At 71.4% G+C, this 24,066-nt stretch carries 21 protein-coding genes, 1 tRNA gene, 1 pseudogene and 1 riboswitch; of the genes and pseudogenes, 13 read left to right on the top strand and 10 right to left on the bottom strand.

Features of this window, described 5'->3' with window-relative positions:
• Positions 1-88: 88 nt before the first annotated feature.
• Positions 89-214: riboswitch (FMN riboswitch) on the top strand.
• Between the two features lie 152 nt (positions 215-366).
• Complete coding sequence (pnuC, locus tag NF338_RS13455) at positions 367-1,068, top strand: nicotinamide riboside transporter PnuC (protein ID WP_204543107.1); 702 nt, start codon at positions 367-369, stop codon at positions 1,066-1,068.
• A 702-nt stretch (positions 1,069-1,770) separates the two neighbouring features.
• Here pnuC and NF338_RS13450 read toward each other — a convergent pair.
• Positions 1,771-2,115 (bottom strand): VOC family protein, encoded by a 345-nt coding sequence (locus NF338_RS13450; RefSeq protein ID WP_264031252.1) that lies wholly within the window; start codon positions 2,113-2,115, stop codon positions 1,771-1,773.
• Between the two features lie 195 nt (positions 2,116-2,310).
• Between NF338_RS13450 and NF338_RS13445 the strand changes: the two genes are divergently transcribed.
• The 3 genes from NF338_RS13445 to NF338_RS13435 all read left to right on the top strand — a co-directional run bounded on the left by NF338_RS13445 (position 2,311) and on the right by NF338_RS13435 (position 5,232).
• The gene (locus NF338_RS13445) at positions 2,311-3,552 is read left to right on the top strand and encodes an acyl-CoA dehydrogenase family protein (RefSeq protein WP_264031251.1); all 1,242 of its coding nucleotides are present in this window, start codon (positions 2,311-2,313) and stop codon (positions 3,550-3,552) included.
• Between the two features lie 114 nt (positions 3,553-3,666).
• Positions 3,667-4,899 (top strand): acetyl-CoA C-acyltransferase, encoded by a 1,233-nt coding sequence (locus NF338_RS13440; RefSeq protein WP_264031250.1) that lies wholly within the window; start codon positions 3,667-3,669, stop codon positions 4,897-4,899.
• Between the two features lie 204 nt (positions 4,900-5,103).
• Entirely contained in the window at positions 5,104-5,232 is a 129-nt protein-coding gene (locus NF338_RS13435) for a hypothetical protein (RefSeq protein WP_264031249.1), read from the top strand.
• On the opposite strand, the gene NF338_RS13430 is transcribed toward NF338_RS13435, so the two are convergent.
• On the bottom strand, positions 5,217-5,504 hold the full coding sequence (locus NF338_RS13430; RefSeq protein WP_264031248.1) for a hypothetical protein: 288 nt from the start codon (positions 5,502-5,504) through the stop codon (positions 5,217-5,219). The two genes, NF338_RS13435 and NF338_RS13430, sit on opposite strands and share 16 nt — an antisense overlap.
• Before the next feature lie 9 nt (positions 5,505-5,513).
• A complete protein-coding gene (locus NF338_RS13425) occupies positions 5,514-6,005 on the bottom strand; it encodes an NUDIX domain-containing protein (RefSeq protein ID WP_264031247.1) in 492 nt (163 codons plus the stop codon).
• Positions 6,006-6,184: 179 nt separating this feature from the next.
• Here NF338_RS13425 and NF338_RS13420 point away from each other — a divergent pair, with 179 nt between their 5' ends.
• The 3 genes from NF338_RS13420 to NF338_RS13410 all read left to right on the top strand — a co-directional run bounded on the left by NF338_RS13420 (position 6,185) and on the right by NF338_RS13410 (position 8,053).
• Entirely contained in the window at positions 6,185-6,580 is a 396-nt protein-coding gene (locus tag NF338_RS13420; RefSeq protein WP_264031246.1) for a RidA family protein, read from the top strand.
• Positions 6,581-6,641: 61 nt separating this feature from the next.
• A complete protein-coding gene (locus NF338_RS13415) occupies positions 6,642-7,364 on the top strand; it encodes a phosphatase PAP2 family protein (protein WP_264031245.1) in 723 nt (240 codons plus the stop codon).
• Positions 7,364-8,053 carry a phosphatase PAP2 family protein gene (locus tag NF338_RS13410; protein ID WP_264031244.1) on the top strand — a complete coding sequence of 230 codons (690 nt, stop codon included), beginning with the start codon at positions 7,364-7,366 and terminating at the stop codon, positions 8,051-8,053. The genes NF338_RS13415 and NF338_RS13410 overlap by 1 nt, the downstream gene beginning before the upstream one ends.
• 171 nt (positions 8,054-8,224) lie before the next feature.
• Here the strand turns inward: NF338_RS13410 and NF338_RS13405 are convergent, their stop codons facing one another.
• Entirely contained in the window at positions 8,225-9,976 is a 1,752-nt protein-coding gene (locus tag NF338_RS13405; RefSeq protein ID WP_264031243.1) for a glycosyl hydrolase family 18 protein, read from the bottom strand.
• 211 nt (positions 9,977-10,187) lie between these two features.
• Here NF338_RS13405 and NF338_RS13400 point away from each other — a divergent pair, with 211 nt between their 5' ends.
• Positions 10,188-11,594: a DNA polymerase IV gene (locus NF338_RS13400; protein ID WP_264031242.1), complete on the top strand. Its 1,407-nt coding sequence runs from the start codon at positions 10,188-10,190 to the stop codon at positions 11,592-11,594.
• Positions 11,595-11,723: 129 nt separating this feature from the next.
• Positions 11,724-13,394, top strand: coding sequence for a DHA2 family efflux MFS transporter permease subunit (locus NF338_RS13395; protein ID WP_264031241.1), 1,671 nt, complete (start codon positions 11,724-11,726; stop codon positions 13,392-13,394).
• A 40-nt stretch (positions 13,395-13,434) separates the two neighbouring features.
• Here the strand turns inward: NF338_RS13395 and NF338_RS13390 are convergent, their stop codons facing one another.
• Positions 13,435-14,100: a Type 1 glutamine amidotransferase-like domain-containing protein gene (locus NF338_RS13390; protein WP_264031240.1), complete on the bottom strand. Its 666-nt coding sequence runs from the start codon at positions 14,098-14,100 to the stop codon at positions 13,435-13,437.
• Between the two features lie 549 nt (positions 14,101-14,649).
• Between NF338_RS13390 and NF338_RS13385 the strand changes: the two genes are divergently transcribed.
• Positions 14,650-15,003 carry a hypothetical protein gene (locus NF338_RS13385; RefSeq protein WP_264031239.1) on the top strand — a complete coding sequence of 118 codons (354 nt, stop codon included), beginning with the start codon at positions 14,650-14,652 and terminating at the stop codon, positions 15,001-15,003.
• Positions 15,004-15,191: 188 nt separating this feature from the next.
• Here the strand turns inward: NF338_RS13385 and NF338_RS21040 are convergent, their stop codons facing one another.
• Complete coding sequence (locus NF338_RS21040; protein ID WP_412846886.1) at positions 15,192-15,497, bottom strand: transposase; 306 nt, start codon at positions 15,495-15,497, stop codon at positions 15,192-15,194.
• Between the two features lie 287 nt (positions 15,498-15,784).
• Between NF338_RS21040 and NF338_RS13380 the strand changes: the two genes are divergently transcribed.
• A complete protein-coding gene (locus NF338_RS13380; protein WP_264031238.1) occupies positions 15,785-19,246 on the top strand; it encodes a HEAT repeat domain-containing protein in 3,462 nt (1,153 codons plus the stop codon).
• Positions 19,247-19,325: 79 nt separating this feature from the next.
• Here NF338_RS13380 and NF338_RS13375 read toward each other — a convergent pair whose 3' ends face one another.
• Positions 19,326-19,784: a hypothetical protein gene (locus NF338_RS13375; RefSeq protein WP_264031237.1), complete on the bottom strand. Its 459-nt coding sequence runs from the start codon at positions 19,782-19,784 to the stop codon at positions 19,326-19,328.
• 577 nt (positions 19,785-20,361) lie between these two features.
• Here NF338_RS13375 and NF338_RS13370 point away from each other — a divergent pair.
• Positions 20,362-21,626, top strand: a pseudogene (locus tag NF338_RS13370) (IS3 family transposase).
• Between the two features lie 29 nt (positions 21,627-21,655).
• On the top strand, positions 21,656-21,844 hold the full coding sequence (locus NF338_RS13365) for a hypothetical protein (RefSeq protein WP_264031236.1): 189 nt from the start codon (positions 21,656-21,658) through the stop codon (positions 21,842-21,844).
• Between the two features lie 64 nt (positions 21,845-21,908).
• Here the strand turns inward: NF338_RS13365 and NF338_RS13360 are convergent.
• The 3 genes from NF338_RS13360 to NF338_RS13350 form a co-directional block, all read right to left on the bottom strand.
• Positions 21,909-21,998, bottom strand: a tRNA-Ser gene (locus NF338_RS13360).
• Positions 21,999-22,164: 166 nt separating this feature from the next.
• Positions 22,165-23,196, bottom strand: coding sequence for an iron-siderophore ABC transporter substrate-binding protein (locus tag NF338_RS13355; RefSeq protein WP_264031235.1), 1,032 nt, complete (start codon positions 23,194-23,196; stop codon positions 22,165-22,167).
• A 12-nt stretch (positions 23,197-23,208) separates the two neighbouring features.
• Positions 23,209-24,048: a siderophore-interacting protein gene (locus NF338_RS13350; protein WP_264031234.1), complete on the bottom strand. Its 840-nt coding sequence runs from the start codon at positions 24,046-24,048 to the stop codon at positions 23,209-23,211.
• Between the last annotated feature and the right edge of the window lie 18 nt (positions 24,049-24,066).

Genomic DNA, 24,066 nt, shown 5'->3' with positions numbered 1-24,066 from the left:
CTGTCCCAGCCCGTGGGACGGTCCGCGGCGCGCTCCGCGCGCAGGGAATGCGCCGGTAGCATCGTCGGTTGCAGAACGCAGTACGCACGAACGTGCTCCGGGGTCGGTGCAATTCCGAGCCGGCGGTGACAGTCCGCGACCCGCGCCCACGCGCGGTTGACCTGGTGGAACTCCAGGACCGACGGTGACAGTCCGGATGGGAGGAAGCACGTGCGGCGCGGCCGTCCTCGGCCGGGCTCTCGCGAGCCCGCGCGACGGGGCTCGGCCTCGCCGTGGTGAGCGACGCCGTCGGGCCGCCCTGGGCGCCCGGCCCCGCCGCCCGCCCTCACCCCGGAGCCGACGTGCCCGGGAGGACGAGGACATCCGATGGACCTGATCCACGCGCTGTTCGACGCGCAGCTCACGATCGGCGACCAGCACCTGCTGTGGCGCGAGATCGTGGGCAACGGGTTCGGCCTGGCGTCGGCGCTGGGCGGCATGCGGCGCAAGGTGTGGGCGTGGCCGGTGGGCATCGTCGGCAACCTGCTGCTGCTCACGGTGTTCCTCGGCGCGGTGTTCGCGACCCCCAACCCCGTGAACCTGCTCGGCCAGGCCGGGCGGCAGGTCATGTTCGTGGTCGTGTCGGTGTACGGGTGGGTGCAGTGGCGCCGGACCCAGGCTCGGCTCGGCGAGACCGACGCGGACAGCCACGGCGTCGCCGTCGTGCCGCGCTGGGCGTCGTGGCGTCAGCGCGCGTTCCTCGTCGTCGCGCTCGTCGGCGGGACGGCGCTGCTCACGCCCCTGTTCCGCGCGCTGGAGTCGTACGAGCCCGTCTGGGCCGACGCGTGGATCTTCATGGGCTCGCTGCTCGCGACGTACGGCATGGCGAAGGGCTGGGTCGAGTTCTGGCTGATCTGGGTCGCGGTGGACGTCGTGGGCGTGCCGCTCCTGATCTCGGCCGGCTTCTACGCGTCCGCGTTCATGTACGTGTTCTACGGCGCGTTCACGCTCGTCGGGTTCTTCGTGTGGTGGCGCATCAACCGGCGCGCGACGGCAGAGGCCACCGAGGCCGCGGGCGCACCCGCCTGAACCACGGGCCGGCAGCCGTGACCGCAGGTCAGTCGTCGAACAGCATCCGGTCCGACGGCGCGGCCCGGCTCGCGCGCAGCGCCGGTCCGCGCAGATCGCCTCGACGAGCGCGTCGCTCCCGCCCACGTAGGTCGCGGCGGCGTCGATCTCGGTCCCGACGAACCACGACCGGTCCTCGGGCCACCACAGGTTGGGCGGCTGCTCGTGGTCGCGGAACGCGCCGACGTCGGCGAGCGCCCCCGTCCACAGGTGGTACTCACGGTGCGGGAGCAGGAGCATCGGGGCAGCCGGGCGCTCGACGAGCGTCGGCGTGAGCTGCTCCCACGCCTCGGCGACCGCGCGCTCGATCTCCTCGGGGGTCGGCCGCGGCTCGTCCTCGGGCCATCCGACCAGCGGCGCGACGCCCGAGCTCGCGCGCGGGTCCGTGCCGTGGTCGTAGAGGAACGCGTGGCCCGTCCACAGGGCGAGGTGCACGGGCTGGTCCCCGGTGAAGGGCGCGAGCACGGCGACCAGGGCGTCGGTCCGCGTCGCGAGCGTGACGTCGTCGTCCCACTCGGGGTGCGGGACGCACGCGTACGCCGCGAACCCGCGGGGGACCGTGCCGTCGACGCGCGGTCCGAACTCTCCGAGCCGCGCCGCGATCCACGCGCCCGCGGAGGCGTCGTCGTCCCAGTCCACCCGCGCGCCGGTCATGCCCGCACCCTACGACGGGAGCGCACCGCTGATCCCGACCTCGTTGCCGTCGGGGTCGCGGAACACGGTCTTCACGACCCCGCCGTCGTACGTCTCGCGGCGGTCCGGCTCGATCCCCCGGCCGGACGCCGCGGCGAGGAACGCGTCGGCGTCGTCGCGGAACACGGTGACCACGCCGTGGCCGGCGTGCTCGGGCACCTGCTCGACGACGAGCCACCGGCGTTCGGCGAGCTCCCAGACGGACTCGGTCGGCGTCGCGACGAACGTCGGGTCCGCTCCCAGGAGGCGGGCGTACCAGTCGCGCGCGGGGTCGTGGTCGCGCACGTGCATCGTCACGAACAGGTCGAGGGCCATCTCTCGACGGTAGGACGGGGCCCGCGGGGTCGCACGGCGTCACGATCCGATGCGATACGCCGTCTCAGATTGACTGATACCCGGTATCGCTGCACTATGGGAGAGACCGCCGCCGACGCCGGGCCCGCACCCCCGAACCCGCGCCGGAGCCGGTCGCGCACGACCGACCGCAGCCGCCCTCCCAGGGGAGCACCGATGCCCACCACCCCGATCATGCCCGGAGTCACCGAGCCCACCTACGACCTCGCGACCCCGCTCGACCTCGACTACGCCGGCGCGTTCGCCGACGCGACCGAGGAGGACCGCGCCCACCAGCAGCGCGTCCGGCAGTTCGTCCAGGACGAGGTGCTCCCGGTCATCGACGACTACTGGGAGCGCGCCGAGGTCCCGTCCGACCTCATCAAGCGCATGGGCGAGCTCGACCTCCTGCGCGACGGTGTCGACGTCGACGGCCGCCCGCGCGTGAGCCTGCTCGGCGCGGGCCTCGCCGCGATGGAGATGTCGCGCGGCGACGGCTCCGTCGCGACGATCTGCGGCGTCCAGGGCGGCCTCGCGCTGCGCAGCATCCAGATGCTCGGCTCCGACGAGCAGAAGGCGAAGTACGCCGAGCCCATGGCGCGCGGGGAGATCCTCGGCGCGTTCGCGCTCACCGAGCCCACCCACGGCTCGGACTCCGTCTCGCTCGAGACGACGGCGCGCAAGGAGACGCGCGACGGCGTCGAGGGCTACGTGCTGAACGGCGAGAAGAAGTGGATCGGCAACGGGTCGTCGGGCCACATCACGGTCGTGTGGGCGCGCCTCGTCGGCGACGACGGCGACGGCCAGGTCCACGGGTTCGTCGTGCCGCAGGACACCCCGGGCTACACGGGCACGACCATCACCGGCAAGGTGTCGCTCCGCGCGATCTGGCAGGCGCACGTCGTGCTCGACGACGTGTTCGTCCCCGCCGAGAACGCCCTGCCGGGCGCGCGGTCGTTCAAGGACACCTCGCGCGTGCTCTTCGCGACGCGCCTCGGGGTGGCGTGGGCCGCCGTCGGGCACGCGGTCGCGTGCTACGAGGCCGCGGTCGCGTACGCGAAGCAGCGCGTCCAGTTCGGGCGCCCGCTCGCCGCGAACCAGATGGTGCAGGAGCGCCTCACCCGGATGCTCTCGACGATCACGCAGCTCCAGCTCCTCGTCGCGCAGATGACGCGGCTCGACGAGGCGGGGACGCTCACCGGCCCGCAGGCGTCGCTCGCGAAGTACACGTGCACCCGCGGGGCGCGCGAGGTCGCCGCGAGCGCGCGCGACCTCCTCGGCGGCAACGGGATCCTGCTCCAGAACCGCGTCGCGCGGCACTTCGCCGACATCGAGGCCCTGCACACCTACGAGGGCACCGAGTCGGTCCAGGCGCTCATCGTCGGGCGCGACATCACGGGCGTCTCCGCGTTCGTCTGACGGTCCCGAGGCCGCACGCCCTCCCCCGCTCCCCGGCGCCGCTCGCCCCTCCTCGCGGCGCCGGGGCTCCTTCCTGTTCGCCCCGTCTCCTCGCCCTCCCCGGATCGGAGTCCCATGAGCACCGACGCCAGCCCCCTGCCCGACGCCGCCGCCGTCACCCCCGAGGACGAGGTCACCCCGGTCCTCCTGCACGGCGCGCGCACCCCGTTCGCGCGCTTCCGCGGCGCGCTCGCGTCCCTCTCGGCGGCCGAGCTCGGCGCGCACGCGATCCGCGGCGCGCTCGCGGCGTCGGGCGTCGCACCGGAGCAGGTCGACACGGTGATCGTCGGGCAGGTCGTGCAGGCGGGCGCCAAGCAGGGTCCCGCGCGCCAGGCCGCGATCCTCGCGGGCCTCGGCTGGGACGTCCCCACCGTGACGATCAACAAGCTGTGCCTGTCGGGGCTCACCGCGATCATCGACGCGGCCCGCCTGGTCCGCACGGGCGAGGCGAGCGTCGTCGTCGCGGGCGGGCAGGAGTCCATGACGAACGCGCCGCACCTGGTGGTCGGGTCGCGCTCCGGGTTCGCGTTCGGGGACGTGACGATGGCCGACTCGCTCACGCACGACGGCCTGAACGACCCGTTCAGCGGCGAGGTCATGGGCGAGCTCACCGACCGCGGCTGCGCGGCGCGCGGCATCGGCCGCCCCGAGCAGGACGCGTTCGCGCTGCGCTCGCACCAGCGCGCCGCCGCCGCGCGCGACGCCGGTCACCTCGCCGAGGAGATCGCGCCGGTCGAGGTGCCGCAGCGCCGGGGCGAGCCGGTCGTCGTCGCGCACGACGAGGGCGTGCGCGCCGACACGACGCTCGAGGCACTGGAGCGCCTGCGCCCGGCCTTCGTGAAGGACGGCACCATCACCGCAGGGTCCAGCTCGCCGCTGTCCGACGGCGCGGCGGCGGTCGTCGTCGCGAGCCGGGCCTTCGCCAAGCGCAACGGGCTGTCGTGGCTCGCCGAGATCGGGGCCGCGGGCCAGGTCGCGGGGCCGGACAACTCGCTGCACTCCCAGCCGGCGCGGGCGATCGAGGCCGCCGTGAAGCGCGAGGGCGTCGCCGCCGCGGACCTCGACCTCGTCGAGATCAACGAGGCGTTCGCCGCGGTCGCGCTCCAGTCGGTCGCCGACCTCGGCATCGACGCGGACGTCGTGAACACCGACGGCGGCGCCATCGCGCTCGGCCACCCCGTCGGTGCGTCGGGCGCCCGGCTCGCGCTGCACCTCGCGCTCGCGCTGAAGCGCCGCGGCGGCGGCATCGGCGCGGCGGCGCTGTGCGGCGGGGGCGGGCAGGGCGACGCGCTGATCCTGCACGCCTGACGCCGCTCGTCGGGCGCGGTGCGGCTCCGCCGCACGCGCTTGCCCGAGCGAACCACCCGACCCTGGTGCACGATGCTGCACCAGGGTTGGCGCGCTTCGGCCGCCACGGTGTGACGCAGATCGCGCCGAGGTCGGCCGAAACCGCGTCATGGATCGCGTCGGGCGCGGTCTCTCTCCCTGGAACCACCCGACGAGAGGACCGTCATGACCACTGTGACCGAGGCAGCCCGCCGCACCGCGAGCCGAGCGCGCCACTCGCACCTGTCCGCCGCCGCCGTCGTGCTCGTCGGCCTCGCCGCCGGGTTCGCCGCGGCGCCCTACCTGCTCGGCTGACGCCGGCCGCCGTCCGGCCCGTCCCTCGGGCCCTCGCCGCGGAACGAGTCGACGAAGCCCCAGACGGCGCTCCCGACCCCGCTGAGGCAGAGGGTCGAGACCAGGGTCAGCATCAGCGCCTCGGGGACGTCGCCCGCGACCCAGCCTTGGACCGCGCCCGCGACGACGAAGGGGCCGACCAGGGCGGACAGCACCAGCACCGCGATCGCCCACCAGCGGCGTCGTCGCTGGTTGCGCGGCGGCTTCGAGAGTCCGTAGTGATAGAGCGCCACGCCCGGAGCCTACGGCTCGACGGCACGGTCGCGGTCGTCCGCCAGACGCTCTTCGAGGCGGTCGAGCAGCGGGACCTGGCCCGCGACGACGAGGCCGCGAGCCCTCGCGAGCGGGAACCAGCCGGCCCGGTCGAGCTCGGGGAACTCCTGCATCCGCCCCGAGCGCGGGGGCCACTCCAGCGCGAACGTGTTGCTGGAGATCGCCGTGACGTCGAGGACCGCCTCGCGCGCCCACGCCGCGACGAGCTTCCCGGCGCGCTGGCGCACGGTCCCGAGGTCGAGGTCGGGCACCTCCGCCGGCGGGGCCGGGACGCCGAGCTCCTCCGCGAACTCGCGCAGCGCCGCGGCACGACCGTCCTCACCGGGCTCCACCTCGCCCTTGGGGATCGTCCAGCCACCCGCGTCCTTGCGCGCCCACAGCGGGCCGCCCATGTGCCCGAGGAGCACCTCGACGACGTCGTCACGGAACCGGTAGAGCACGAGCCCTGCTGACTGCTTCACCCCTCCTTCCTACACAGCCGACGGCGGGACGGCCCGTCGGAGGCCGTGCCCGGGGCTCCCCGTGAGTGGTTCGCGGGCCTTCGTGGTGCCGGAGGACCGGGCGCCGTCTCCGCCGCGGCCTGTGGGTGGCCGCGCGTAGCGTCGGCCGTCTCAGGACCAGACCGCAGGAGGGGACGACCATGACCACGCCGAGCGTCACGCACCTCAACCCGGCCGGGCTGCACCGCAACCCGGCGTTCTCCCAGGGCACGATCGTCGAGACCGGTCGCACGCTCTACGTCGGCGGCCAGAACGGGACCGACGCCGAGGGCGCGATCGTCGAGGGCGGCATCGCGGCCCAGACCGCGCAGGCGCTGCGCAACGTCCTCGCCGTGCTGGCCGAGGCGGGTGCCGGGCCGCAGGACGTCGCGCGGCTCGCCGTCTACCTCGCTCCCGAGGCCGACCTCATGGCGGGCTTCGCCGCCGTCGGCGAGGTCTGGGGTCCGCACCCCGCGGCGGTGACGGTCCTGCGGGTCGGGATCGGTCGGCCCGGTGCTCTCGTCGAGATCGAGGCGGTCGCCGCCCTGCCCGCGTGACCCGTCAGGGCTGACCCCCTCTCCACGAGCGTGCGGCCGTCGCCCCGGCTACCGTCCGGGGGTGCCCGCCGACCCTGCCCCGCGCCGCTCGCTCGGGCGCGCCAGGAGGCGCGCGCTGGGGAGAGCCGCGGCGTACGGGGTCGCGGCGTCCGTCCCCGTTCTTGTGCTCGCGTGGCTCGTGCGCGCGGAGTCGGGGCTCGTCGTCGAGGCCGACCGCGCCGCCGTCGCCGCGGCGACCGGGTTCACGGGCGAGCGGCCCGCGTTCGAGCGCACTCTGCTCGTGGGCCAGGAGGTGCTCGCCGCGCGATGGATGAACCTCGCCGCGATGGGCGTGTGCCTGTGGGCGTGGCGGCGCCACGGCCTCGGGACGCGGGCCGCCTGGGCGGCCGGGACGATCTGGGGCGCGTGGGCGCTCGGGCTCGGCGCGAAGGAGCTCGTGGACCGCGCGCGCCCCGTCGTCGAGGACGCGGTGACCGTCGTGCCCGGGTCCAGCTTCCCGTCCGGGCACGCGATGAACGCCGCCGCCGTCGGCGTGAGCCTCGCGGTGCTCGTGTGGCCGCTGCTCGGTCGTCGTGGCCGCGTCGCCGTCGTCGCCGGCGCGACGGTGCTCGCCCTCGTCGCCGCGGCCGACCGCGTGCTGCTCGGCGCGCACTACCCGTCCGACGTCGTCGGCGGCATCCTCTTCGGCGGCGCGGTCGCAGGGGCGTCCGCCGTCGGCTACCACGGGTGGGTGTCCGCCCGGACCGCCCGCTCTTCCGGCTCCGCTCCCAGGAACGAGGTCTGATGCATCCCTTCGTGCACCGCTACGAGCTCGACACGACCCGGCCCACCGCGAGGGAGGTGCTGCGCGACGTCGGTCTCCGGGCGTTCCTCCCCGGCGCGGTCCTGTGGGTCCTCATCGTCGCGACCGGGTTCCTCGTGACGGGTCCGCTGGGCGACCTGCCCGGCGAGGTCGGGGTGAACCGGTGGCTGGAGGAGCGGCGCACGCCCTTCTGGGACACCGTGACCGACCTGTTCTCGCTGATCGGGACCACCGAGTTCATCATCGGCGGGACGGTGCTCACCATCGCGCTCGTCTGGTGGCGCACGCGGCAGTGGTGGTTCGCCGTCGTGCCCGCGCTCGCCGTCGCGCTGCAGGCGCTGATCTTCCTCACGTCGTCGATCGTCGTGGGGCGCGAGCGCCCCGACGTCTCGCGGCTCGACGAGGCACCGCCCACGTCGAGCTTCCCCTCCGGCCACACCGGCGCGTCCGCGGCGTTCTACCTGACCCTCGCCCTGCTCGCGCAGCGCATCACGCATCCCGTCCTGCGCGTCGTCGTCACGATCGTGTGCTGCCTCGTGCCGCTCGCGGTGGGCCTGTCCCGCCTCTACCGCGGTGCCCACGGCCCAGCCGACGTGGTGGTGGGCCTGGTCAACGGCATCGTCTGCTGCGCCCTCGCCTGGAACTACCTGCGCCGCGACGTCCGCGCGTAGCGCTGAGGGCGCCGCCCACCGCGCGAGGTCGAGGCCTGGTCCCGCGAGGTAGAGGCCTGGTCTGTGCGTACTGTCCCCGCACGACGACGGCGGGCCCGGTCCTGAGACCGGGCCCGCCGTCGTCGTGCGGTGGTCGTCCGGGCGATGCGCGCGCCCGAACGACCCGTCAGCTCACGCGCAGAGACCCACCGGGTCCCACGAGCCCCACGTCACGGACCCGGGCAGCTCGCCCTTGGTCCACCACTGCGCCGTGTAGTTCACACCGGCGCGGGACACGGTCTGCCCGCCGGTGTAGACGGCCTCGCGCGACCAGGCGGGGGCGCAGTCCGCGACCTCGACCTCGGGCGCCGTGCCGCACGGACCGATCTTCTTCCAGGCGTTGGACGCGCCCGGCTCCTGGTTGCGGGTCCACCACTGGGCCTTGTACTCCGAGCCCTCGTGCGAGACGACCTCGCCACCGGTGTAGACGGCCGTGCCGTACCAGGGCACTGCGCACTGGTCGGCGACGCCCGGGCCGGGGGTCGCCGCGCGGAACGTCGAGCCCAGCGCGTCACCCAGCTCGTTGCGGTAGTCGCCCGAGAGGTCCCACCACATCGCGCCGCCGTAGCCCTGCGTCGCGACGAACTCGGCCTTGGCCGTCACGGACGCCGGGTCGTCGTAGCTCCACCACTGGTCGCCGTCGTAGAGCCAGCTCGCGCCGATCTCCGGGTCGAAGAACTGCTCGCCGCCCAGCGAGCGCAGCTCGGCGTACGTCTTGGTGCCGATGTAGCCCGCGGCGGGCTGCCAGCCCTGCGAGCCGTCCTCGACGCCGTACCAGCCGTGCCCGTACGCGGCGAGACCCGCGTTGACCTGCGACGGGTCGGCGCCCGCGTTGACGTACATGCCGAGCGCGCCGTCGAGGCCGAGGCCCCAGTTCTGCGTGCCGTCCGGGTGCAGGTTGCCCTGGTGACCCGTCTGGTTCGGCACCCAGCCGCCGTGGAAGTCGTAGCCCTGGACGTTGAGGAAGTCCACGACCGCGAACAGGCGCGGGTCGAGCCAGCCCCCCTGGCCCGCGTTCCAGCCGCCCGCCGGCGCGAACGCCGTCAGGAGGTAGTCCTCGCCGTTCGCCGCGCCGCGCGCGTCGAGCTCGGTACGGAACTCCTCCATGAGGAGCAGGAAGTTCTCCTTGTCCTCGGGGCGCGCGTTCGCCGTCTCGCCGCCCGTGACCGGCCACTCCCAGTCGATGTCGATGCCGTCGAAGATGCCGGCCGCGACGCCCGGGCCGCCCTTGCCGTCGACGACCGGCAGGTCGCCGTCGATGTAGATGTCCAGGCACGAGTCGACGAGCGCCGTGCGCCCCTCCGCCGTGGACGCCGCCTCCGAGAAGTTGTCCGACCAGGTCCAGCCGCCGAGCGAGACGAGGATCTTGGTGTCGGGGCTGACGGCCTTGAGCTTCTTGAGCTGGTTGAAGTTCCCCGCGAGCTTCTGGCCGGGCTTGTCGGCCTTGCCGTCGACGGAGTCCTTGGCCGCGACCTGCGCGACGAAGTCGTTGAGGGGGTCGCCCTCGCCGGGGACGTCGGCGATGTCGCACACGAGGTCGGTCGTGACGTTGCCGAAGGCGTAGTTGATGTGCGTGAGGTCCTCGATCGCGCCGGTGCGGACGAGGTCGGCCACGTGGAAGTCGCGGGTCACGCGCGAGTCGGCCATGACGTAGCCGACGCTGCGGAACCCGTTGATGTCCGACGGCCCGGCGACCGAGGCCGCCGGCTTCGCCGTGGGCTGCGGCGCCGCCACCGCGGGCGACGCGAAGGTGGCCGCGGTCAGGGCGAGCGCCCCGACGACGGCGGTGGTCGCGACCACGCGCGAGCGGGCGGTCGGTGCGGGCGAGGTCTTGGCGAGCGAGCGGCCCGAGGAGGCCGCGCTGGGTGTCGATCGATCGTTCATGAAGGCCTCGTTGCTCTTCGGCCCGGGCTGGGGACCCCGGGATTTGTTCGGTCTCCTGCAAGATACCGGGGCCAGCAGCGTTTACGCCAGAGTCCGAACGAAATTCGCCCGCGGCTTCCTCGCACGCGACGGCGTCTACCCGGACCCGCGCCGGAGCGGCGTCGGGCCGGGTGCGGGTCCCAGTGTCGGTCGGGGGAGGCAGAGTAGGGCGGTGAGCATCGACCGCGCGCCGCACGCCCCGGTGCTGCGCGCGCTCCCGACGATCGCGCACCTCGACGCGGACGCTTTCTTCGCGGCGGTCGAGCAGCACCAGCGACCGTCGCTGCGCGGACGGCCGGTGCTCGTCGGCGGCGTCGGCCCGCGCAGCGTCGTCGCGACGGCGTCGTACGAGGCACGGCAGTACGGCGCCCGCTCGGCGATGCCGATGGAGCAGGCACGGCGGCTCTGCCCGCCGTCGACCGTCGTCGTGGTGCCGCGGTTCGCCGCGTACGCGGCCTACTCCGCCCGGATCATGACGGCGCTGCGCGAGGTCACCGACCTCGTCGAGCCCGTGAGCATCGACGAGGCGTTCGCGGACCTCGCCGCAGCCGTCGAACCCGAGACCGACCTCGAGTCGCTCGCGACGAGGATCCGCGAGCGGGCGCGCGAGCTGAGCGGGCTCCCGGTGTCGCTCGGGCTCGGCCGGTCCAAGCTCGTCGCCAAGCTCGCCTCCGAGGCCGCGAAGCCGGGCGGGGTGCACGTGGTCGAGGCGGACGACGAGGACGCGTTCCTGCTCAGCCTGCCCGTGCGGGCGCTGTGGGGCGTCGGGCCGGTCTCGGCCGCCCGGCTCGACGAGCTCGGGGTGCGCACCGTGGCCGACCTGCGCCGCCAGCCCCTCGACACGCTGCTCCTCGTCGCCGGTGAGGCGGGCGGGACCAACCTGTACCGGATCGCGCGCGGCTGGGACGACCGGCCGGTGACGACGGTGCGCGAGCGCAAGTCCGCGGGCGCCGAGCACACGTTCGACGCCGACCTCCACGGCCGCACCGCCGTCGCCGCCGCGCTCGACCCCGTGGTCGACGCCGCGCTGGCCCGCCTCGAGCGGCACGCCGTCGCGGCACGCACGGTCGTCGTCAAGGTGCGCCTCGCGTCGTTCACGACCCTCACCCGCTCGGTGACGCTGTCCCGCCCCACGGCCGACGAGGGGGCGCTGCGCGACGCCGCGCACCGCGCGCTCCGCCTCGCCGACGTCACCGAGCCGGTCCGCCTGCTCGGGGTCGCATTCCACGCGCTGTCCGAGCACGCGCAGCTCATGCTGCCGCTCGGCGCCGAGGATCCGGAGCAGACCGCGGAGCGCGACGGCGGCGCGCCCGCACCCCCGCCGTCGGCGACGGGACCCGTCCGGGCGACGGCCGCCGTCGTCGCGCCCGGTCTGGACGTCGCGACCGCGACCGACGGGCGCGGGTGGGTCGTGCGAGTCGGCGACGACGGGCGTGTCGCGGTGCGCTTCGAGACCGCGCAGACCGGGCCGGGCTACCAGCGATGGGTCGACCCGAACACCGAGGACGTCACGCTCGTGGAGCCGCTCGGACCGGACGGCGAGCCGGTGCGCACCGCGGCCCCGGAGGACGAGGACTAGGCACCAGCCCCGCGTGCGGGGACCCCGACGGCCGCCCGACCGCGCGGCCGCCCGCTCCACCGTGATGCGGTCCCGGGCGCGGGCGCCGATCCTGGTCGGAGGCTCGCACCACGACACCGGGGAGGCCACGTGGAGTCCGTGCAGGGGAACGCGCCGCAGACCGAACCGCCCGAGGGCGACGAGCCCGCCGTCGACCCGCGGGCCCACGCGAACCGGTGGCGCGCGCTCGTCGTCCTCGCGGTCGCGCTGTCGATGGTCGTCATCGACGGGACGATCGTCGCCGTCGCCGTCCCGGACATCGTCGCCGACCTCGACCTCGGGCTGAGCGAGGCGCAGTGGATCAGCGCCTCGTACGCCGTCGTGCTGGCCGCGCTGCTGCTCTCGTCGGGCCGTCTCGGCGACCGGCTCGGGCGACGGCGGCTGCTCGTGGTGGGCGTCGTCGTCTTCCTCGCCGGGTCGCTGCTCGCCGCCGCGGCCGACGACGGCGGCTCGCTCATCGTCGGGCGGCTCGCCCAGGGTCTGGGTGCGGCCGCGATCCTGCCCTCGACGCTGTCGACCGTGAACGCGACGTTCCGCGGCAAGGACCGGGCCGCGGCGTTCGGGGTGTGGGGCGCCGTCATCTCCGGGGCGGCGGCGATCGGCCCGCTCGCCGGCGGGTGGATCACGACGTCGTTCACGTGGCCGTGGATCTTCCTCGTGAACGTCCCCGTCGGCGCGCTCGTCGTGCTCGGCGCCTACCTCTGGGTGCCGGAGACGCGGGCGCACGGGCTCGCCCCCGGGTTGGACCTCGCCGGGCTCGTGCTGTCCGCGCTCGGGTTCGGCGCCCTCGTCTTCGGGCTCATCGAGGGCCAGACGTTCGGCTGGTGGAGCCCGAAGGGTGACGTCGAGCTGCTCGGGGCGACGTGGCCGGCGTCGGCGCCCGTCTCGCCGACCCCCGTCTTCCTCGCGGCCGGGCTGCTCCTGCTCGTGCTCTTCGTCGCGTGGGAGCGGCACCGCGCGCGGGTGCGGCGGTCCGCGCTGCTCGACCTCACGCTGTTCCGCATCCCGACCTTCCGGTGGGGCAACGTCACCGCGACGACCGTCGCCGTGGGCGAGTTCGGCATCATCTTCGTCCTGCCGCTCTTCCTCGTGAACGTGCTCGCGCTGTCCACAATGGGCGCCGGGCTCGTGCTCGCGGCGATGGCGCTCGGCGCGTTCCTCTCCGGCGCGTCGGCGCGCCACCTCGCCGCCGCCGTCGGCGCACCGCTCGTCGTGGTCATCGGCCTCGCGCTCGAGATCGTCGGCGTCGCCGCCGTCGCGCTCACCGTCACCGCGACCGTCTCCCCGTGGCTGCTCGCGGTCCTGCTCGTGGTCTACGGCGTCGGGCTCGGCCTGGCCTCCGCGCAGCTCACGAGCACGACCCTCGTGCAGGTCCCCGCCGAGGAGTCCGGGCAGGGCTCCGCCACGCAGTCGACGGCGCGGCAGGTCGGCTCCGCGCTCGGGACGGCGCTCGTCGGGACCGCGCTCGCCGTCCTGCTCGCGAGCACCGTGCCCGCGGCGCTCGACGGCGAGGGCCTGCCCGACGCGGAGGTCACGCGCCTCGCCGACGCGACGAGCGGCTCCGCCGGTGACGTCATCTCGCAGCTGCGCGCCGAGGGCACGCACGGCGAGCTCGGGCAGCAGGAACCCGAGGTCGTCGACGCGCTCGCGTCCGGGTTCGCCGACGCGACCCGCGGGTCGCTGCTCGTCGCCGGGGCGTTCCTCGTGCTCGGGCTCGCGTCCGCGACGGCCGTCGTGCGAGCGTCACGCCGGTCGGCGTGACGCTCGGGACGAGCAGAGGTCGGGACGAGCCGACGCCTGGTCACGCCAGGCGGTGCCAGACTCCCTCCGACACGACCTCCACCGCGCCGTCGACCACGAACGCCGTCTCGTCGTCGACCGCGTACGCCGGCCCGCCCAGGGCCGCCGCCCACCGCCGCGCCGCAGCCTCCGTGTTGTCCGGGAGATCCGGGTGGCCCAGGTGGGGGAACATCGAGAAGTCGACGAGCCCCAGCGGTACCGCGTCCTCGCCGTCCGGTGGCTCCCACCCCACGAACTCCTCGCCGATGCGCGGCGTCAGCGCCATGCTGCCGCCGCTCATCCCGACGTAGACCGTCTCCGTCAGGGAGGACACGAGGTCCACGAACCCGGACCGTCGCATCCAGTACGCCAGGTACCCCGCGTCGCCGCCCGCGGCCAGCAGCACGTCCGCCTCCCGGACGCGCGGCACCCACCGGTCCGCGGGGATGCTCGGCAACGCCGTCAGCTCCAGCACGCCGACGGACCCCCACCCCAGACCCACCATGTGGTCCGACTCCCCCGTGATGAAGTCCCGGGCATTCTTCCCCGGCCCCACCCACGGGTGGCCGTACAGCGCCGTCGGGATGCACAGCGCCGAGCAGTCGCCGACGGGTCGGTCCAGCAGCCTGACCAGCGCCGCCTCGATGGTCGGGTTCGTGACTCCCCCTGACGTGAGCAACAGCTTCATCGCACCCTCCCCAGCTTCGACGGTCTGCACGGCAGACCGTGGGACGGTCCGGGAGTCATCGCTCTCCCGCCCCACGGGTACGCACTGCCGTTCCGAACCGGCACGACGAAGGGCCCCACCCGCAGGATTCTGCGGGTGGGGCCCTACGGTCGGTGGTAGCGGTGAGCTTGGATGGTCGGCTTCCATGCCCGCGCTCGAGGCTGCCAGAAAACGCCCCTGACCTGCACCGTCGCCCGGACGCGGCTCGTACCGGGTTGCGCGCGACAGCGTCCGTGCAGCGATCAAAACGGAGGCATACCGGTGGACTCGGGCAGCGCACCGCGGTGGGGACACTCGGAGGCGCCGAACCGATAGCGGAGCACAGGAGGTCTGCGGAGGTCCGGGTCAAGGGTGGCCGCAGGCCATCGCGCAGCGACGCCGCAGGCGCCCTTGACGCGGGCCGGAGCCGGCCGGATGCTCGGCTGTCGGTACGGGGCCGGAACTCAACCTCGCGCGCCTACCGAGCCGTGCATCCCGCCGGGGCGCGCGCGTCCATGGGAGCATGCGGGGATGCTGAAGCGTGAGCGGGACCCGGCACTCGACGTCTTCAAGGGCGGATGCCTCACGCTGTGGCGCGACGGCGAACTTGCCGGTCACGTGGCTACTTCCCTCAGCACCTTCTGGTCCCCAGGTCGCCCCCTGACGATCCAACAACAGGTCTGGCTGATCGTCATCTGGGCCGATGGCACGCGAGAGGACTCGTTCGAGGACTACCCGCCGTGGGGCACCGTCATCGAGATCCAGGCGGGCACGTTCACCTGGGACGACGGCCCTCGGGTTGGCACCTACGCCGCGACCTGGGTCCCGCAGGCGGAGAGCGCAGCGACACGGGAGGAGCTCGGCGTCAGCTTGAGCGACTTCTGATCGAGAGTCCGACGCCGCGAAGGGTCGACAAGGAGCGGCCCACGAGGAGACTCGGGGCAGCTCCTTCGCGTTGCGGCCAGCCGGCCGGGTGGGGTGTGCGCAGCGAGCTTGCGAGCGGAGCGCGGGGTCCCACCCGGCAGGGCGGCCGAGCGCGGCGGAGCCGCGCCTTGAGCCAGTATGGAACGTTCTCACGGAGTTCGGTCTGGGCATCTGTCCTGTACCAGGTGCCGTGCGACATCGGCACGCCAAATGATGTGCGACATCGGGCGCGATCGGCACCCTGGAGCCGGACGTCGGCCCCGACGCCGGAGTAACCTGGGGGCGGGGTACCCATACCGGTCCGGGACATCCCGCCACGGGCACCCCGCCCGGGTCCGGTGACGGATCCCGTCAACCTGACGACGCAGATTCCGCGCCGGACGCCCCACCGACGCGACAGGAAGCAACGACTCGATCACCGCCCACGCCGCATCACTCTGATCATGCCGCCCCACAACCTCAGCCACGACCCCGAAGCATGCCGAACCCGCAGGTCAGACACCACTTCCGAAACAGGCCCTAGGCAGTGGCGTTCACCGCCGTGCGCCGGAGCGCCAGAGCGGATAGTCCGCGACTGGGCCCCATCTCCCCCTCAAGCGGTGCGACTCGGTAGCCTGCACTCGTGTCGCAATCCTCATCTGCCCGTGCACAACGGGGCGCCATCGGCGGCGCGAGCGGCGATGGTGGCGTCGAGTTCAGAAGGGCTGTTGCAGCGTATGCAGTCGCACATGCACTGGCGGGCATGCCTCTGCCCAAGTTTGGCGTTCCGCTGCCAGCGGCGCAGGTAGCTGGCGTCGCACTCGAAACGGATGAGCACGTCGACGACGTGCTCATCGAGTTCAAGTCCGGGTGCCGGGCGTTGGTGCAAGCGAAGCGACGGCTTGAGTTCGGACCCACCTTCAAGAAAGTAGTTGCGCAGTGGATAGCTGCGGCGAAGGATGATCTTGACCCCAATCGGGATCGACTCGTCGCAATCGCGGGCTCGGGAAGCGGAGCGATTCGCGATCTTGCGACTGCACTGGAGCGGCACAGGACTGACATACCGGGCAACCCTACGAGCGGCGAATCGAGCGCCTTGGCGAAGCTCGACGGCCTTCTGAACGAGTTGCCCGAGGAAGACCGCGAGTTGGTTCGGCGCTGCGCCTTCATCACGTTGATCGACCTAGAGGAAGAGGAGTCGCTGGGCGCCCAACAAGCTCAGCACATGCTGGCTGGCGTTGTGACGCCGGACGCGGCGCCTGCCCGTGTTTGGCGCGACCTTATCGCCAGATGCGGCCGCGTCGCGCGCCTGCGTGGCGGGTACGCGGTCGAGGGATGGGTTCGTGTACTGCAGGATGAGGGATACACCATTGTCGCAGGTGACTCCGCCGCTGCCTCTGCGGCGGCGGAGATCGAGGCGCTGGACAGCTACCGAGCGATGCTGCGCAAGCGCGGTACTGAGATTGACCTTCGACCACTGGGCGCTTCGATCCCGCCGATCCCCCTTATCGACATGGACTCCAGCGTGAACTGTGTTCCACGCGGCGGTGACTCGAGGGACTCGGAGTCACTACCTTGGAGCCTCCTACGCCGTCGGCGCATCCTGCTCACCGGCCTCCCCGGCGGAGGCAAGAGCGTTGCGGTCGCCGCCGCGGCAGCTGTCTTGGCGGAGGCAATAGCGGCACCGTTGCCTCTAGTCGCTTCGCTCCGAGACGTGGACGGCCGAGACCGGTCGGTGAGCTTCTTGGACCGGCTTCTCGACTCGGCGGTCAGGGACTTGCCCTCTGCACACCGGGACCTCGTCAGATCCAGACTCGAAGACGGGCTCCTTGACGGACGCGTGGCCGTCATGCTCGACTCCCTCGACGAGACGCACGGACGCCGGGGCTACGTGGTGTCGGAGATCGCCGATCTGATCGAGCGTGTGAGCGGAGAAGTACCCGTCCTGCTTGCAACCCGTGACGTCGCATACTCGCAAGCGTCCTCGCTCGGGTGGGACGATATGCGCCTCGTGAAACCAAGCCAGAGCGATCGCACCGTTCGCGCTGTCATCGGGGCCGTTGCCGACGCACGCGGCTTGAATGACGAGACCTCGTGGATCGACGATCGCGCCTCGTGGGTGAAGGCCGCACTTGAGAGGGATCCGGTTCTCGCAGAGACACCGCTCCTGCCGGTACTTCTCGCACTTCAGGCCTCAGACCGGCAAAGCGCGATGCTGCCGACCAGCAGGGCTGGAGTCCTGCACGCGGCGATCGAAGCATCGGTACGTCGGCGCGAGGCCAACCGTGACCCACGTCTTCAAGTCGCGACACTTGCTCCCTCGGAAAGTGCCGCGGTGATGCTCGAAGCATTCGCAGTCGAAGCCGCAGCACTGGCAGAAGAAGGCGGTCATGCACCATTGTCGACGATTACGTCGGCCGTGAGTGATTTGCTCACGAAAGACTGGGGGATGCCACGCGGTGCTGCATCCTCCGGCGCGGAGACGATCGCTCATTTCTGGGATGAACTAGGAACATTCGTAATGTCCGGCGATCCGCCTACTGTCACCGCCAGAACGGAACTCCTTCTCGATATCGGCGATGCCCTGAATGCCGCGGGGCGGGTCCCGCCCGAGGATCAGCCGACGTGGGTCGCGGCTCGCGTCTCAGACGAACGGTTCGAGCCGGTCATTCTTGCCGCCGCTCTCGAGCCAAGCATAGCAAACGAGTTGGTGCAATCGTCCGCAACCAGTGGCTCTACCAACCTTCTGGTCGCAGCGGCAACCGCGGTACGCCAAGGGGCGAGGCCACTGGCAGCAACACTTGCTCAGCTAGGAATGGCGCTGGCCGATGAGGCGTACCGTCCAGATGCAGAAGGCTGGTATGCATTCGAACTGATGCTCCGGTCGCTCCCTCGCGAGGCGCTGCCGGACACACTCGAAGGGACTCTCAGTCGATACCCTGAGAACTATCAGATTATCGGACGAGCCGCAATTTGCCTAAAAGCTGGTGCTAATGGCGACACGTATGACCCCCTCCTCCTTGAGGCGCTGCGCATCGAGCCGCTACCCCCGCTCGGCTCACGCTCGGGAGTTCCTGAAGATCCGTGGTCCACGCTCAGAATCAATCGGCTTTACTCCGATGTGATTGCGGATGCCGCAATGGCGCTGGTCGGGCCGAGCGACGAGGCGGCTCGGCTCGCGCTCGCCCTGCTGACAAAGGTTGGCAGGGGTCTCCAGGAGCAACTTAGGGTTCTGCTCGAGGCCGCGGGCTTTGCGCAAGAGGTACGCGAAGTACTGGCCGAGCAAGACGAAGCGCTAGTTGCAGGATTTGGCCGGCTCGCAGACATTGACACATCTGGTCCCGAGAAGTTGCTCGAACACCTCAGGACCGGTCCTCGAGCAGAACTGTCACCATTCGAGGCAGGTTCGCTTGATGAACTGGCCGACTTCTTCCAGACGCTGAACCTCAACTCTACTGCGGCGTGGCCACCTCGGGAAAGGTTCGACCAATGGCTTGAATTCGTAGATTGCATCCGCGAACTGGCTGGCTTTAATCCCGGGACGCTAGTAGCAGAGGCGGAAATTACATACCATCGAGTTCAGACATTCGGGCACGCTCCATTCTATGCGCTAGACATCGCCTCGAGCCGCCGGAAGATTGAGGCCTGGGGTGAGGACAACACTGAGGCGGCCAGAATATCCGCGGTTCTCTCCAGTGCACTATATCAGCCAGCGGGGATTACGGCCGTCGCAGCTACGGCCATGTCCCAAGGTCCAGCGGGGATAATCGTTCCCGCCCTTGAAGAAGCGCTGCCCAGCATGGGGCAGAACCGACGGCATGAATGGATCGTTGGACACACACTTGCACACTTTAGGCGCGATCCGATCGTGCGTGAATGGGTGGACTCGCCGTCCCCCGCCCTCCGCCAGGTCGCTGCGGAGCGCTTGCGCTCGAGAGTCATCCCAGGGGCTGTGGATCCAGACCTCGCTCGCCTCTTGGGCGATACGGATCTGGCGGTCGTGGTGGCAGCACTGCGGTCAATCGGAGCCGAAGACAGTCCGGAGGTGCGCTCCATTCTCGAACTGACGACATCGGCGCCGCGCAATGACTGGGTATGCACCCATTGCGGCCAGGAAAACCCTGCAACTTGGACGTCATGTTCAGAGTGTCACATTGTGGCGCCCGATCCATCAAAGGTCGCAGCGGACATTCTGAAGAGCCTTGTTGACGGATCAACTGACTGATCAGTCGATGGCCCATGGCTGGAAAGGCCTCGGCGGCGGGCATCGGAAATGAACGTCACGGTCTGGCCAGATTGGAGACTCAGAGGAGCGACGAGGAGGGCTGACTCTTTGACTCGGAACCACCATCCACTGACAGCGCCTGCTCGCCGTGGATGAACATTTGGACTACACCCACGTCATTCGTAATTCGGGGCGCGAGCGTTGTGTCTGACTCGAACGTTGGGTCAGAGTCGAGGAGGAATCGACGATCACGCCAGCGGAGCCGGCGTGGAGGATGTAGGATCTGCGCATCGCCGCGGGGAGACCCAGGTTCGATCACGGCCTGAAACACGGTGCCAGCGGCGTTCTGGTACTGGAGTAGGAACGCTTCCTTGTTGACGACGCCGCACAACATCGGGGCTGCGACGGATCGCGTCTCCCCAGTCATCAGGTTCGGCAGCGAGGTAACGAACGAAACTCTGACTTTACCCTCATCAGCACGCCCAACGATCGATGGAACCAGGATGTGATAGAGGCGCGTGTTGACGGCCGTCTCCACGCCGATGTTTCGTACGGTCTGAGCGTCTTGGTCAAGTTCAACGAGTGGGACCCGATTCGGGTCCACGAGTAGACGCTGCCTTACACGATCCCAGAAGAGAAGGACCGCCAGGGCGCCGAGAGCTCCCGCGGCAACCGTTCCGACAATCCCAGCTAGAACTTCAGCCCAAAATTCCATGAGTACGCCCGGCCTCCATCGTTGCCAAGTGGTGCCACGAGGTTACAGCAACCTGGATGAATCGCAGGGTCGTACGGCGGTCGTCGCACGTATCGAACGCGATCAGGCTCTAGAGCGACTGAGTACCGCGGCATGGGATGCCGACGCAAAGGCGACGAATGCGGCGGCGATCATTCGTTTTCGAGACCCTCATTGGAGTTGAGTCCCGCAGAGTGGTGTAGCGCGGTCGCTGGCATCGTCGCCGGCTTGTTCGCCGTGACTAGGAGCGGCCACCGCGTGATCATTCGAGTGAACCCTTCACAGGACCCTCGAACGGGGCATCACGATGACCGCGCCTCACATCATCGACCCTGAATCGTCACGGGTTCTCTGCCGCTTCCTTGTGATGAAGGATGGCGAGATGCCGAAGAAGTGTGACCCCGAGGTCAAGGCTCGGGCGGTGCGGATGGTGCGTGAGCACATGGGCGACTCCGGGTCGGTGACGGCGGCGTCGGTCGCGGTCGGCGCCCAGCTCGGGATCGCGCGGGAGTCGTTGCGCCGCTGCGTGGCGCAGGCTGACATCGACGACGGTGCCCGACCGGGTGTGACATCGGCGGAGTCGGAGGAGATCCGCAGGCTCAAAGCGGAGAACAAGCGACTGGCCGAGGCGAACGCGATTCTGCGTGCGGCCTCGATTTTCTTCGCGGGAGAGCTCGACTCCCGCGGCCGCGGATCATGGGGTTCATCGATCGGATGAGACGCCAGGGCTTCGCGGTCGAGTCGGTCTGCACCGTCCTGCGTGAGCAGGGAGTGCAGGTCGCCGCGAGAACTTACCGGTCCTGGGCGGTGGCGCCACCGGCAGCCCGGACGGTGTCCGACGCGGCCGTCGTCGACGCGATCCGATCGCTGCGCGTGGACGCCCAGGGGCGGGCGACGCCGGAGTCGCTGTACGGGCGGCGCAAGACGACCGCGATGCTGCGCCGCCAGGGTCTGGTCGTGGCGCACTGCACGGTAGACCGGTTGATGCGTGAGCACGGCTGGAACGGGCTGCGACGCCGCCGGGCGCACCGCACCACGATCCGGGCCAAGGACGGGGTGCGTGCCGGGGACCTGCTCAACCGCGACTTCCGCGCGCCGGTGCCGAATCGGGTCTGGGTGGCCGACTTCACCTACGTCCGGACCTGGGCCGGGTTCGCCTACGTCGCGTTCGTCGTCGACGTGTTCGCCCAGCGCATCATCGGGTGGCGCGCGATGAGCACCCGACCGACCTCGTCCTGGTCCCGCTGCGCATGGCCTGCTGGGCCCGTGACCAGCAGCAGCACCCGATCATCGCGGGGCAGCTGACGGCGCACGGACGCCGGGTCTCAATACGTGTCCGTGCGCTACCCCGAGCACCTGGCACTGCAGGGCATCGCCGCGTCGATCGGCACCGTCGGGGACGCCTACGACAACTGCCTGATGGAGTCGATCATCGGGCTGTTCAAGAACGAGTGCATCAGACCCGGCCCCCTTGCGACCGGACCGCTGAAGAACCTGACCGACGTCGAGATGGCGACCATGGCCTGGGTCGTCTGGTGGAACCACCGCCGACTACACCCCACCCTCGCGATGTTCACCCCGGCCGAGGCCGAAGCAGCCCACTACGCTGCAACCACTGCCCTCCACCCGGAGCCGCAGCCAGCATGAAGACGGCACGAAACCCGTGACGGTTCACGGTGGCGACGCAGGTAGCGAACAACACTTCGCTAACCAACGCGACGATGCTGCTCGGTCACTCTGACGAGACGACGACGAAGCGCCACTACGTGAGGCGGCTCCACGTCGCGCCCGACCTGCGCGAGGTGATCGACCAGCTGATCTCACGCGCCGACGAGCTCGGCGCCGAACCCCAAAATCGTGGGTAGATCGTGGATCGGGAACGACGAAGGGCCCCAGAGCCGCAGGTTTCTGCGGGTGGGGCCCTTCGGGTGGCGGTAGCGGTGAGATTCGAACTCACGGTGGACTTTCACCCACACACGCTTTCGAGGCGTGCTCCTTAGGCCACTCGGACACGCTACCTTCGCCGGGAATCCCGGCCCAGGAAGGATACCTGGTCAGACCCCCGGACACCGAATCGGCCGGTCAGGCCGCCCGACGACCCCGGCCCGCACCCCGAACCGAGACCCGCCCGGCGACCGTGCGAGGCGGACCACCCGGCCCGCCCCGCGCCGTCGGGCACGACCCGTCAGGACCCGCCGAGCGCGTCCGCGAACAGCGGCACGACGTTGTCGATCGCGTAGATCACGGCCGTGGGCGTGCCGAGCGAGAAGGCGCTGGACAGGTCCTCGTCGTCGAACACGACGTAGCGCCCGGCGGCGACGGACGGCACGGCTTGGAACTGCGGCAGAGCCTCGACGTCGGCAGCGGTGAAGCCGATGGGCTGGATCACCGTGAGGTCGGCGTCGAGCAGGTCGACGTTCTCGGTGCCAAGGTTGGCGGAGAACTCCTCGCCGGCGGCTTCGTCGATCTCGGGCTTCGTGCTGAACCCGAGGCCCTGGATGAACTCGCCTCGGGCGGACGTCGACACGTAGGCGCCGAAGCCCTCGGCCCAGTACGACCCGATGACGGCGGTCTTGCCCGCGAACTCGGGGTGCTCGTCGCGCGCGGCGGCGAACGCGTCGTCGACCTCGGCGAGCAGCTCGTCGCCGGCGTCGCTGCGCCCGAGCGCGGCGGCGATCATGCCCACCTGGTCCTCCATGGGCGTGAGGTAGGCCTCGCCACCCTCGGGGATCGCGACGGTCGGCGCGATCTCGGACAGCCGCTCGTACCGCTCCGGGTCGCCCGACGACTTCGTGTCGAGGATGACGTCGGGGTCGAGCACGGCGATCTGCTCGTACGAGGGTTCGAGCGTGCCGATGATCTCGGGCGACTCGTCGTACGCGCCGTCGAGCCAGGGCCCGACGCCGTCGCCGCCGAACGCGAGCCAGTCGCTCGCCCCGACGGGCTGGACGCCGAGCGCGAGCGCCGTCTCGGCGTCGCCCCAGCCGAGGGCGACGACGCGGGTCGGCTCCTCCGGGATCTCGACGTCGCCGAACGCCGTGGGGATGGTGACGGGGAACGCGTCGCCGTTCTCGGTGCCCGACGCCGACGGGTCGCCCTGGTCCGCGTCGTCGCCCGGGTCGCCGCTCGAGCAGGCGGCGGTGAGCGCGAGCGTCGCGACCGCGACCGCGCCCACGAGAGCTCGGCGGGCACGGACGGTGCGTACGGTGCTGTGCATGGTGGGTCTTCCTCAGTCCTCGAAGATCTGGCCGACGGGCTCGCGCTTCTCCGCCTGGAAGCGGTCCTCCGCGCGGCCGTAGGCCCAGTAGCCGGAGAGCGACAGGTCGGCGCGCGGGACGCCCCGCTCCGCGAACACGCGGCGCAGGGCCTTCATGGCCTCGCGCTCGCCGTGCGCGAAGACGTGCACGCGGCCCTCGCGCCACGCGAGGTCGGCGACGGCGTCGGGCAGGAGCGTCGTCGTCCCGGCGGGCGCGTCGCCGCGCAGCACCCAGGTGACCTCGACGCCGACGGGCGCCTCGAGCGGGAGCCGGTCCGCCTCGGTGCCGACCTCCAGGACGGCGTGCCCGACGGCGTCGCGCGGCATGGCCTCGAGCGCGGCGGCGATCGCGGGGAGCGCGGAGTCGTCGCCGGCGAGCAGGTGCCAGTCGGCGGCCGGGTCGGGCGCGTACCCGCCGCCGGGGCCGGAGAAGACGATCCGGTCGCCGGGCTTCGCACGCGCGGCCCACGGCCCGGCGAGGCCCTCGTCGCCGTGCACGACGAAGTCGATCGCGAGCCGCTGGGCCGCCTCGTCGACCCACCGCACGGTGTACGTGCGGGTGACCGGCAGGTCCTCCGGTGCGAGCGCGTCGCGCAGCGCCGCGAGGTCGTAGGGCGGCTCCAGCCCGAGCTCGGGCTTGGCGAAGATGATCTTGACGTACTTGTCGCTGTGCTCGTTCGTGGTGAACGCGGCGAACCCGTCGCCCCCGGCCACGACCCGCACGAGGTGCGGGGAGAGCCACGCGGTCTCGAGGACCTCGAGGACCGTCTGGGGGCGGGCGCGCCGCGGCGCGGGCGCGGTGGTGGTCGACATGACAACCTCTCGTCGGTG

Origin of the sequence: Cellulosimicrobium sp. SH8 (assembly GCF_025818875.1) — a bacterium.
GTDB lineage: Bacteria > Actinomycetota > Actinomycetes > Actinomycetales > Cellulomonadaceae > Cellulosimicrobium > Cellulosimicrobium cellulans_D.
This window is presented reverse-complemented; position numbering and strand designations above follow the sequence as displayed.